At 47.7% G+C, this 11769-nt stretch carries 8 protein-coding genes; 5 read left to right on the forward strand and 3 right to left on the reverse strand.

Going from position 1 to position 11769, the window contains the following annotated elements:
* The first annotated feature begins 5 nt into the window (after window positions 1-5).
* Window positions 6-1907 (forward strand): AAA-like domain-containing protein, encoded by a 1902-nt coding sequence (locus H6F73_RS25055; RefSeq protein WP_190761471.1) that lies wholly within the window; start codon window positions 6-8, stop codon window positions 1905-1907.
* Between the two features lie 137 nt (window positions 1908-2044).
* On the opposite strand, the gene H6F73_RS25060 is transcribed toward H6F73_RS25055, so the two are convergent.
* Both H6F73_RS25060 and H6F73_RS25065 read right to left on the reverse strand, forming a co-directional pair.
* Window positions 2045-2887, reverse strand: coding sequence for an SWIM zinc finger family protein (locus tag H6F73_RS25060; RefSeq protein WP_190761472.1), 843 nt, complete (start codon window positions 2885-2887; stop codon window positions 2045-2047).
* 277 nt (window positions 2888-3164) lie between these two features.
* Window positions 3165-6470 carry a DEAD/DEAH box helicase gene (locus H6F73_RS25065; protein ID WP_190761473.1) on the reverse strand — a complete coding sequence of 1102 codons (3306 nt, stop codon included), beginning with the start codon at window positions 6468-6470 and terminating at the stop codon, window positions 3165-3167.
* Between the two features lie 379 nt (window positions 6471-6849).
* On the opposite strand from H6F73_RS25065, the gene H6F73_RS25070 reads away from it, so the two are divergent.
* Entirely contained in the window at window positions 6850-7164 is a 315-nt protein-coding gene (locus tag H6F73_RS25070; protein WP_190761474.1) for a hypothetical protein, read from the forward strand.
* Window positions 7133-9289 carry a polyribonucleotide nucleotidyltransferase gene (locus H6F73_RS25075; RefSeq protein WP_190761475.1) on the forward strand — a complete coding sequence of 719 codons (2157 nt, stop codon included), beginning with the start codon at window positions 7133-7135 and terminating at the stop codon, window positions 9287-9289. The genes H6F73_RS25070 and H6F73_RS25075 overlap by 32 nt, the downstream gene beginning before the upstream one ends.
* A gap of 59 nt (window positions 9290-9348) precedes the next feature.
* On the opposite strand, the gene H6F73_RS25080 is transcribed toward H6F73_RS25075, so the two are convergent.
* Complete coding sequence (locus H6F73_RS25080) at window positions 9349-9912, reverse strand: hypothetical protein (protein ID WP_147684147.1); 564 nt, start codon at window positions 9910-9912, stop codon at window positions 9349-9351.
* Window positions 9913-10151: 239 nt separating this feature from the next.
* On the opposite strand from H6F73_RS25080, the gene tpiA reads away from it, so the two are divergent.
* The gene (tpiA, locus tag H6F73_RS25085) at window positions 10152-10877 is read left to right on the forward strand and encodes a triose-phosphate isomerase (RefSeq protein WP_190761476.1); all 726 of its coding nucleotides are present in this window, start codon (window positions 10152-10154) and stop codon (window positions 10875-10877) included.
* A 17-nt stretch (window positions 10878-10894) separates the two neighbouring features.
* A complete protein-coding gene (gene folP, locus H6F73_RS25090; protein ID WP_190761477.1) occupies window positions 10895-11755 on the forward strand; it encodes a dihydropteroate synthase in 861 nt (286 codons plus the stop codon).
* The last annotated feature ends 14 nt before the right edge of the window (window positions 11756-11769 follow it).

Consider the following 11769-nt stretch of genomic DNA (forward strand, 5'->3'; position numbering starts at 1 on the left):
GGCTTATGGAAGATAATGGCCAGGGTAGCTTCTATCAAGTACAGGGGGGTACACTCCCTCTCGAAGCGCCAACTTATGTAGGACGAGAGGCAGACGAAGAACTTTATAATTTTGCGCGTTCTACTCATATTTATGAGCGAGTCTGTTATGTGCTTGCGCCTCGTCAAATGGGCAAGTCTAGCTTGATGGTAAAAACAGCACAGAAACTAACCGAAGAAGGCGCAATCTGTGTTCAGCTAAATTTACACCGGCTTGGCAGCGTAGAGTCTGAAAAATTTCTTTGGTTTAACATTCTCCGGGAAATTTGCAAAGGTATTTCTATCCCCAATCTTAATTTATTGGAACGGTTAGATTTTGTCTGGTATAAAAACCAAGATATTCAGCCTTCAGTCAGATTTGAAGAATTTTTAATTGAAGAAATTTTAAGTAAAATAGAAGACAAAAAACTGGTTATTTTTATCGATGAAATTCAAACTTTGATAAACTGGAATTTACAAGATTCTTTTATTGGAGAAATTAAAGCCTTATCAGACAAAAAAGATAAATCTCCCTTAACCCGCCTCACATTCGTTCTGCTTGGCGTCGCTAAACCCTCAGATTTTGTCACTAAAAATTATCCACTGAATGTCGGAATTCAAATCGAACTGAGCAATTTGACCGGCGACTGTGAACCCCTACGTCGGGGACTCGACCGAGTCACCAAAGACGCAAATGAAGCCGCAAAACTTCTAGATTTGATTCTTTACTGGACAGGGGGCCAACCTTTTCTCACTCAGGTTGTCTGCAATTTAGTGATAAGCAGTCCTAAGCTGCAAGAAAATTCAAATTTAGAAGAGTATGTAGCAAAAATTGTCCAAACTAAAATCATTAAAAACTGGCGTAAGCAAGACAGAAATGTTCACTTTCAAGAAATCGAAAACTATTTTATTCGGGGTCAAACAAGTGGTAAACTTCTCAAGCTTAAAGCTTTAGCCCTTTATCATAAAATTTTAACCCAAAGCTCGATTCGTTTCAAAGGATTTTCTGAACAGTGGGAATTAATTATCTCAGGTTTAGTGACAAAAGAAGAGGGTCTCCTGAAAGTCACAAATCCGATTTACCAACAAGTTTTCAATCTAACTTGGGTTCGAGAAAAACAAGCATTTTTGCAGGAGGATATGATGGCCGAACCAATTGAAAGAATTTACAACCGTGACGTATTTATTCTCATCGATCAAAGCGCTTCCATGAGTTTAAAAGATGTTGGCAGTAACAAAAGCCGCTGGCAGCAAATGGAAGAACTCGTAATGGGTCATGTTGGGCAAATTTTAACCAGACGTCCCAAAGACAACCCAGATTTAAAGGTCTGTGAAGAAGTTGCTATCACAACCTTTAACCGGCGCAGATTTCGAGGCCAGATCCGTCAAGTTTCCATCCCAGAACAAGTTCGTTCTCTGTTTTTGGAAAATAACCCAGATGCCAACACCCATATCGCGCCGGCATTGCGTAAGTGTTTAGAAAATTGGTTTGATGGACGCGAAAAAATAACGCTTCAGGATATTCAGGAAGGCAAATCAAAAGGCGCATTCTTTATCATCTACATTGATGGTGGGTTTGACGATCTTCCCGAATTTAAAACCTTGCTGAAACAGACTTGTGCCAAAATAGATGATGAAAGAATTGTCAAATTTATCATTATTGGCTTAGGTCTAGGTAAAGATATCAACCTCAAAGAATTTGATGATTTGGAGGTTAATTTACAGGGAGATAAAGACCTCTACGATGAAGATTGTCGGGTTGTTGTCTTTGAGATCGAGGAGGATATGGACGATATCATAGAACTAATGCAGCGACACCTCCAAGACTCAAAAGATCGGGAAGAATATCGTGAAAACTTGCGCGAAGGTTCTCGACACAAAAACGGCTAGACTTTAATTCAAGAGGCGGGTTAGCGTACTTGATCAGATAAATTTATATAAACCATCTGTGTTTATCTGTGTTTATCTGTGGTTAATTTAAAAACCTCTATTCTTGCCACAATACGCAAGATCAACCCGCCTTTACTTCAAGAATCATTTGTCATTGCCGATAAAATGGCTTGCTGGCTAACCTCAGCATAAACCGTTTTTAAATACTGCATGACAGCCGGCACAGTCGCATTCGCATTATTTGAGCGAGAATTTTCACTACCATCCGATGGTAAAGGAATGGGACCAAGTACATCTAAAATTGTTTCACTGCTGGGTGCCGGCGCAATTACAACCAGAGAAGATTCCAGTTGCTCATTATATTGCCAAAACTGCTCGATTTGAGGCATAGAGCTAGAGGCAGGAAAAGGAGTCTTTTCCCCCTCTCCTCCATTCTCTCCCTCTCCCTTCCCTCGCAACAAGCGTAGCGCATCAATAATTTGCTCTTTGCTGCGTCCCCGGAGTTGAAACAAAACGAACGGATCTTCACTGAAGCGATCACCCAGAAGATAATAAATTGCCCCAATATGTTTGCAGGGATTTGCCTTATCCGGACAGCTACACCGGCTGCGAATATCATCAAGCCGGTAGGGAAACAAATTTAACCCATTTTTAATAAAAACCTGTTCAATATTTTGTGGCATTTCTCCTGCCAGCATTTTAGCCGAAAATAGCGCTTTTTCCGATAGCGTCTCAATCACATAACTCCACTCTTCATCGGTAAAAGCATCCATAGACAAAGAAACTTGATAAGGTTCAGGATCAGTGCCTTGAACCCTAGCTAATACTTTTGGCCCTTTAAATTCAATACTGAGAACATTACCCTCCCTTGCATAAACCCTCGCCCTTTCCAAGCGCTTCTTAAAACGGTAAGAATCCAACAACTCCAACCACCGTTCCACCCACCACTCACGACTAACCTGAATATTGCTTCCAGTCATTTTCTCTCCTTCCCTATAGAATATTTTTCTTATCCCGCTCAACTATTAAATTAAGCCCAAAAACTCATCTGCACTCATCTGTATTTATCTGTATATGCCTGCCGGCACGCTACGCTTTCATCTGTGTGCATCTGTGTGCATCTGTGGTTAAAAAACTCTTCCCTCCCTCCTCACCCACAAATTACACTAAATGAGAATATCCATCTGCGTTTATCTGCGTTTATCTGCGGTTAAAAAACTCTTCCCTCCTTCCTCACCAAAAACTACCCCAAATCCTTCAATCCCCCTCCTCATCAATAACCGCAGTGCGATCAAGCAACAACAAATTACGCAACTGATCCGTATCCATTTGAGTCAACCACTGCTCACCTTCCCCCACAACTTGATCAGCTAGCGCCTTTTTGCTTTCTATAATGTCATGAATCTTTTCCTCCAAAGTGCCGTTGCAGACAAACTTATGCACCTGAACATTCCGCGTTTGACCAATCCGAAATACCCGATCAGTCGCCTGATTTTCCACCGCAGGGTTCCACCAGCGATCATAGTGAAAAACATGATTTGCCCGCGTTAAATTCAGCCCAGTTCCTCCAGCCTTCAACGATAAAATCATAATTCTCGGCCCTTGCGGATCATGCTGAAATCGGTCAATCATCTCCTCACGCTGCTGCTTGCCGGTGCTGCCGTACAAAAACAAAACTTCCCGCCCAAACTGTTTTTCCAAATGCGGTTTAAGCAACTTGCCCCACTCAGCAAACTGCGTAAAGATTAAAGCCCGATCACCTTCCGCTAAAACTTCCTCCAGCATTTCTTGTAAGCGCAGAAGCTTTCCAGATTGCTGCGTGCTAATTCCCGCCAAACCGGCATTAGTTGCCAACTTAGCAGTTTTCCCACCCTCGCTTGAACTTTTACCCTTTGACTTCTCAGGTTTTCCTGTAAACAAAACCGGGTGATTGCAAACTTGCTTAAGCTTCACCAACAGCGCTAAAATCATGCCGTGTCGCTGAATTCCTTCCGCTGATTCTATCTCCGCCAAAGACTCATCAACTAGCTTTTGATAGAGAGAAGCTTGTTCCGCAGAAAGACCGCAAAATACCGTCATTTCTTGCTTCTCAGGCAAATCTTGAATAATCGTACGATCCGTTTTTAACCGGCGCAGAATAAACGGTTGCACAAGCGAACGCAACGTTTGCAACGACGAGGTATCCCCATACTTCTCAATCGGAATCGCAAACCGGCGCTGAAAGAAATTCCGCTGCCCCAAATATCCGGGATTCAGAAAATCTAAAATTGACCACAATTCTTGCAGCCGGTTTTCCACCGGAGTGCCGGTTAAGGCTATCCGAAATTGAGTCTCTAATTGCCGCACCGCTTGCGACTGTTTCGCCTCAGAATTCTTAATATTCTGCGCCTCATCTAAAACCACCCCTTGCCAAGAAACACTTTGCAAATCTTTGGCATCACGATACACCAACGGATAGCTCGTAATCACCAAATTTTTGCCATTAACTGCACTGGCAAACGCCTTTCCTTTAGCGCGTTTATCTCCGTGATGCACCATCACTTTCAATGTCGGGCCAAATTTCTTGACTTCGCGCTCCCAATTACCTAAAACTGAGGTTGGACAAACCAAAAGCACCGGCGATTCCAGTGCATCTTGCTCTTGCAAGTGAAGCAGAAACGCAATCGTCTGAACGGTTTTTCCTAACCCCATATCATCCGCCAGACAAGCACCCAAGCCCCACTGTTCCAAAAATGCCAGCCAGCCGGCACCTAAAGATTGATAAGGGCGCAATTCACCTCGGAAACTTTCTGGCGTAGCGATCGCCTCTGGTGCGCGATTGGTTGTCAGGTTCGCAAATAACTCCTCAAGCTTGCCACCGGCTTCAAAACTCACCACCGGCAGCTTCTCAATCATCTGCGAATCACCCGTCCCCAGCCGCAGCGCATCCTCCAAAGACAGTTCCATCTGATCTTTGCGACTGGTAAAGAAATTTTGCGCCGCCTTCACATCCTGCGGGCGCAACTCCACCCACTCGCCATTAATTTCCACCAAGGGAGAATTCAACTTCACCAAGCGCTCAAACTCTGCCTTAGAGAGATTTTGCCCGCCAATGGTTAATTCCCACTTGAAACTCAGCAGACTCTGCAATCCCAACCGCTCAGTTTTCTTAATTTTCGGCGTTTCCGCTCGAATGCTTAACCCAAGCCGGCTCGCCCATCCTTCCCGGTTTGATAAACTTGCCGGTAAAATAACCCCCAAACCGCTATCTTCAAACCGCCAAGCACCACTCTTAAGAAACTCATACGCCTGTAGCGGTGTCAGCCGGCAAAACTGGGGAGACGCCTCCTCCAAACTCGGTTCAATCGCAGCATTAAGCCGGCAAGCCACACCCAATCCCCTCAGCAGCGTTTCTTGCGGCTGTTCAACAATTCGCCCCTGATAAACAAAGCGTTCAACCGGATGACTCCAAATCGTCTTAGCATCGACAACAAAAGTCGGATCGTCAGCAGCTTGCAAACCATACGCCAGTATCCACTCTTTCTCACCGGCAGCCGGTGGGTGAAGTGAAAAGTACGTGCGAAATAACTGCTGTCCCGCCAAATGATGCTGCACCGGCACCATCCAAGCCTTGAGTGTAGCCTCCAAACGTTCCGTCGCCATTGCCGGCGCTTTCACCTCAGCAGACTGCGAACCCAACGCTTGCAACCACTCCCGAAGCGGCGTTACGAATGCCGGCACACTTTGATTTTTCGCCACCTGTCGCACTTGGGCATCAATGGTACTTTGCAAAAATCCCCACAGCAATTCTTGAGGAGTGGTTGGTAAATTCACTGCTATTGGGAATTGGGAATTGGGCATTGGGGATTGGGAATTGGCTGTCGTTTCTCTTTCTAATCCCCCATTCCCCATGCCCCATGCCCCATGCCCATTGCCCCATTCCCCATTCACCTGATATGTCCGACAAGCAGCCGGCATTTGTTTTAAAAAGCGTTCCAGACGCCCTTGATCGGCGGCGCTGTCTAGTAGCGGTTGCCAGGTGCCGGCTGCGGAATTATCTGTATTGTGTTGAAGTGCCGGTAAAAATTTACACCTTGCCCGTAAATCTAAACTCCATCTTGCCAAATGTGACCAAAACCGCAAATCCGCCCCTAAAAAAGAGTCTTCCTCACTCACACTTCCCAGGGGTAATGCTTGCAAAAATTGCATTGCCTCTACAGCGTCTAGACAAAGTCCTTCAACTTGCCAAGGGTAAAGATAAACCGGCATTTCCTCACTTTCTGCCGGCGTTGCTGCGGAATGCTGAGGCGTTACCTCACCTGTTTCCGAGATCCGCGTTGGAACAGAAAAGATCAAAGACTCCCACCGGCTGCTTTTTCCCTTTTCCCCGAATCCCTTAATCGCGGTTATTTTTAACGATTTTATAAATTCTGTTAGTTCAGCCGGTGCCATTGCCAAAGGATGAGGTAACACCGCTGCAACTTCTGGGGATTCAGACAGCGTCATTCTGCGCCAGACTTCTCCCCAAATAAATAAACAACCTCCCTGAGGCTGAATTAACCAACTGCCATGTAAAATTGCCATTCGATCTAGAAATCCTTACAATTCATCTAACACTGACACTGAAAATGCAACTTGCTTTGAGGTTTTGCGATTAGCACCTCAAAGATTCGCCCATCCGATCAACTTTCTAAAACTTGAAAATATGAGAATTTTTGATTAATTTTATTAAGAAAATATTTTACATTAATCTTATCAAAATTCAGTATTAATGGTATCAAATCGAACCCTATACGGTAAAAAATATCCGGGAGACATCCTTAATAACAAATTTTAAGAGGGGCTGGGGAATCGAGTCATGATTGATGGGTAAATTTAGGCTAAAGCTCTATCTCAGACAGAATATGCCGGCTGGGGGATAGGTCATCACAAGCTATTAACAAGAACAGCCACACCGGCAACAATGCAAGAGAAGCCTAGGGAATATCTGAAACCAAACTTCACCCAAGCCTGTGGCAACATCTACAGCCCTGGCTTTATTGTACAACCCAACCGGCACCCCAAAGAGAGCGCGGGTTCCACGAGTGGGGGAACAGGTGCAGTTGTGCAAGTCCCAGACAAAGGAAGATTCCCTATCCAAAACCAGACAAGCCGGCTAATTTACACACTTATTAACCTTGCGGCAGCACCCGTATATTCAGTGCTACGATTGCCACAGAAAGGAATAGAGAAGGAAAAAGTGTTGCATGAAAGAATTCGACAAGTCGATATCCTTTGATGGACGGGATATTCGGCTGAAGGTTGGCCTACTTGCGCCTCAGGCCGGTGGTTCAGTGTTAATTCAGTCAGGAGACACGGCTGTTTTAGTGACGGCAACCCGCTCAACAGGAAGAGAGGGCATCGATTTTCTGCCCCTGTTAGTAGACTACGAAGAAAGACTTTACGCTGCCGGTCGGATTCCTGGTGGGTTCTTGCGGCGGGAAGGGCGTCCCCCCGAAAAAGTGACACTCACCAGCCGTTTGATTGACCGGCCTCTGCGTCCCCTATTCCCAGGTTGGCTGCGCGATGACATTCAGATCGTCGCAACAACGCTGTCGATGGACGCATTAGTACCGCCGGATGTGCTCGCCGTGACGGGAGCCTCTGTGGCAGTGCTATTAGCTCAAATTCCCTTTAATGGGCCAATGGCAGCAGTGCGGGTTGGTTTAGTTGGAGATGATTTCGTTATCAACCCAACATACCATGAGATTGAAAACGGCGACTTAGATTTAGTGGTCGCAGGCTCCCCAGATGGGGTGATTATGGTGGAAGCCGGTGCGAACCAACTGCCAGAACAGGACATTATCGAAGCCATCGATTTTGGCTACGAAGCCGCCTGTGACCTGATTAAAGCTCAACGAGAGCTGATGGAAGCACTCGGCATTGGGCTGATTCAAGAAGAACAGCCGCCCGTCGATCCAACCCTGCAAAACTTTATTCACGATCGCGTCAGCGCAGACATCAAAGCCATTTTGTCTCAGTTTGACCTCGATAAAAATGCCCGCGATGCAGCCTTGGATGAAATTAAAGCAACCAAAGTTGTCACCGCGATTGAAGAACTGTCAGAAGATGACCCGTTGCGAGTCGCAGCCACTGCAAACAGCAAAGCCATCAGCACTGTTTTCAAAGATGTCACCAAACAGCTGATGCGCCGGCAGATTGTAGAAGATGGAGTGCGGGTTGACGGTCGCAAGCTCGACCAAGTCCGTCCCGTTTCCTGTCAAGTTGGGCTATTGCCGCGACGCGTTCACGGCACCGGCTTATTTAACCGAGGACTCACCCAAGTGATGTCAGTTGTGACACTGGGAACCCCTGGCGACGCCCAAGATTTGGCAGACGATTTGCACCCGGAAGACGAGAAGCGCTACCTGCACCATTACAACTTCCCTCCCTTCTCTGTGGGTGAAACCAAGCCGATGAGAGCACCCGGACGCCGCGAAATCGGTCACGGTGCCCTAGCCGCCCGCGCAATTACGCCGATTCTGCCGCCGAAGGAAGAATTTCCCTATGTGATTCGGGTGGTGTCGGAAATTCTCTCTTCTAATGGTTCCACCTCAATGGGTTCAGTCTGCGGCTCAACCTTAGCCTTGATGGATGCCGGTGTACCCATCATCAAGCCGGTGAGTGGCGCGGCAATGGGACTGATCAAAGAAGGTGACGAAGTTCGCATCCTCACAGATATTCAGGGCATCGAAGACTTTTTGGGCGACATGGACTTCAAAGTGGCCGGCACCGATACCGGCATTACGGCATTGCAGATGGATATGAAAATATCCGGTTTGTCGATACAGGTGATCGCCGACGCCATCCACCAAGCCAAGCCGGCGCGGATGCACATCCTGGAAAAAATGCTCAGCACGATTGACAAACCCCGTGAAGAACTCTCACCCTTCGCACCACGCCTGCTGACGATTAAGATTGACCCAGACTTAATCGGCATGATCATTGGGCCGGGTGGTAAGACGATTAAGGGCATTACCGAAGAAACGGGTGCCAAGATTGACATTGAGGACGATGGCACCGTCACAATTTCTGCGATAGAAGGCGAAAAAGCTCAGCGAGCACGCACCATTATCCAGAATATGACGCGCAAGCTCAGTGCCGGCGATGTCTATGTCGGTCACGTCACTCGCATTATCCCCATCGGGGCGTTTGTGGAGTTTCTGCCCGGTAAAGAAGGCATGATCCACATTTCCCAGATCGCTGACTATCGCGTTGGCAAGGTGGAAGATGAGCTTTCTGTCGGCGATGAGGTGATTATCAAAGTGCGAGAAATCGACCAGAAGGGTCGCATCAATCTCACACGCTTGGGTATTCACCCAGATGAGGCGGCGGCAGCACGGGCGGCGGCAGCGAATCCGTAAAGCGTCGCTTTTGTTGGGTCGTTTGTCAATAAAACGTACGCCCTGAGCTGTTTGCAAGCTCAGGGTTGGGTTGCCGGCACGGTAGGATTTCCCTCGTTATTTCCAGGTCTGAAAATGTTGTCTGAAAACCCAGGAATTAACTTCTGGCCGGCAAAAACTAGCAGCGCCAAGACTAACACTGCGGTGAGTATGCCAATTGCAATTTTCTGCCAGCGTTGGGGTTCTAAAAGCAATTGTTGCGATTGATTAGCCTCAGTCGCGGGTGCCGGCACCGACGCATTTTGATCTTGGGCTTGAGAAACCATGAGCATCGAATAGGTGCCAACCTCCAGCCCAACTTCGTGACTCCAAGCCAACTCTTCCTGACCGGCTTGTCGTCCGCGAACTTTCACCCGATTAATCTCATCAAACTCTAAATCTGTCAGCTCGTTGCGAATCAGTTGCACAACCGCATAGCGATCCGGCACAAACTCAACGGATTCCAGCAAAACGACCAAACATTCTTCACCCTGTAGGGAAGTTTGAGCCGTCATGCCTAGAGGCTGCAACTGGCGGTTGAGCAGGGCCGCAATTGCATTAAGATCGCCCTGCTGTGCGAGTTCCCGAAGATCCGGCGGTGTCATAACGAGCGGCGGGGATAAGCTGAAAACAGAACCTAACTTTGAGAATACCGCACTCGGAGCCTAGCGCCGGCATTTTCCCGAACTTCTCACCGGCTGATTTTTCCCTGACAAACCAGAAAATCTGCCGGCTCACCAGTCGCACTCAAACTAAAAATCTCAAATCTAAAATTGATACGCCCCCAAAAAGCTTTAGACTGGAGGGTGCTATTTATACCATTCTTAACTAAACTGAATCACCTGTGAGGAAAATCGTTCTTGCCGGCAACTGGAAAATGTACAAAACCCAGGCAGAAGCCCTGGAGTTTTTGCAGGGATTTGTGAACCACCTGGATGAAACCCCAGAAGAAAGAGAAATTATCCTCTGCGTTCCCTTCACAACCTTGGGAAATCTCTCAAAGAATATGCACGGGAGTCGCCTGCGGCTAGGAGCACAGAACGTCCATTGGGAAGACGCCGGTGCTTACACAGGTGAAATTTCTGGCCCAATGCTCACAGAACTTGGCGTGCGTTTCGTGATCGTTGGCCACAGCGAACGCCGGCAGTTCTTTGGCGAAACCGATGAAACGGTGAACCGGCGTCTGAAAGCCGCCCAGAAACACGGACTCACCCCAATTTTGTGCGTTGGCGAAACCAAGCAACAGCGGGACGGCGGGGAAACAGAAACTCATATTATTGGCCAACTGGAAAAAGGCCTCGTAGATGTCGATCAAAATAACCTGATCGTCGCCTACGAACCGATCTGGGCAATTGGCACCGGCGACACCTGCCAAGCCAAAGAAGCCAATCGAGTTGTTGGGTTAATTCGGCAGCAGCTCAGCAATGCCGATGTACCGATTCAATATGGCGGATCTGTCAAGCCAGATAATATTGATGAAATCATGGCTCAGCCAGAAATTGACGGCGTTTTGGTGGGAGGCGCGAGTCTCGAACCGGCAAGCTTTGCGCGAATTGTGAATTACAAATAGCAAAAAGGGCGTAGGCAATGCCGGCACCTTTAACCATTCGGGGACGCACCTTTAATTGGGGAAGTCGCACCTATTTGATGGGTGTTTTGAACGTTACGCCCGATAGCTTTAGCGATGGCGGATCGTTCAACACCCTGGCTGCTGCCGTGGCGCAGGCTCAAGAACTGGCAGATGCCGGCGCAGACATCATTGATGTCGGGGGGCAATCAACCCGTCCCGGTGCGCTTGAGGTGTCTGTTGAGGAAGAAATCGAGCGCGTGGTGCCGGTGGTGCGAGAACTGCGGAAAGCAGCCGGCTCAACAGCTCTAAATGAGGTGCCAATTTCTGTTGATACCGCCCGATCACAGGTGGCGCAGGCAGCCATTGCAGCCGGCGCAGATATCATCAATGACATCTCCAGTGGCACCTTCGACCCCCAAATGCTGCCGGTTGTGGCGCAGCTAGGGGTGCCGGTGATGTTGATGCACATCCGGGGCACTCCCCAAACCATGCAAAAGCTAACAAATTATCAAGATTTGATTGGGGAAATCTCGGAATTTCTCACGCAGCGAATTGATGCTGCCATTGCCGCAGGAATTGAGCGCTCTAGAATTATCATCGATCCCGGCATTGGATTTGCCAAGAATTACGAGCAAAATCTAGAAATTCTTAGACAGATGCCGGTGTTCCAATCCCTTGGTTGTCCCCTTTTAGTTGGCCCTTCGCGTAAAAGTTTTATCGGTCATATTTTAGATCAACCCGAACCCAAAGCCCGTGTCTGGGGAACCGCTGCAGCCTGTTGTGCCGCCGTTGCCGGTGCTGCCGATATCCTGCGGGTTCATGATGTTCGAGAAATGCGCGATGTCTGCCGCGTTGCTGACGCGATTTATCGAAAATAAAAAAGCGCTTATAG

It is taken from the genome of Microcoleus sp. FACHB-68, assembly GCF_014695715.1.
GTDB lineage: Bacteria > Cyanobacteriota > Cyanobacteriia > Cyanobacteriales > Oscillatoriaceae > FACHB-68.

Coding starts and splice junctions, on each gene's coding strand:
- H6F73_RS25080 (WP_147684147.1), bottom strand. CDS start 9,912: ATGACACCGCCGGATCTTCGGGAACTCGCACAGCAGGGCGATCTTAAT.
- H6F73_RS25055 (WP_190761471.1), top strand. CDS start 6: ATGGAAGATAATGGCCAGGGTAGCTTCTATCAAGTACAGGGGGGTACA.
- H6F73_RS25070 (WP_190761474.1), top strand. CDS start 6,850: ATGCAAGAGAAGCCTAGGGAATATCTGAAACCAAACTTCACCCAAGCC.
- H6F73_RS25075 (WP_190761475.1), top strand. CDS start 7,133: ATGAAAGAATTCGACAAGTCGATATCCTTTGATGGACGGGATATTCGG.
- folP (WP_190761477.1), top strand. CDS start 10,895: ATGCCGGCACCTTTAACCATTCGGGGACGCACCTTTAATTGGGGAAGT.
- H6F73_RS25065 (WP_190761473.1), bottom strand. CDS start 6,470: ATGGCAATTTTACATGGCAGTTGGTTAATTCAGCCTCAGGGAGGTTGT.
- H6F73_RS25060 (WP_190761472.1), bottom strand. CDS start 2,887: ATGACTGGAAGCAATATTCAGGTTAGTCGTGAGTGGTGGGTGGAACGG.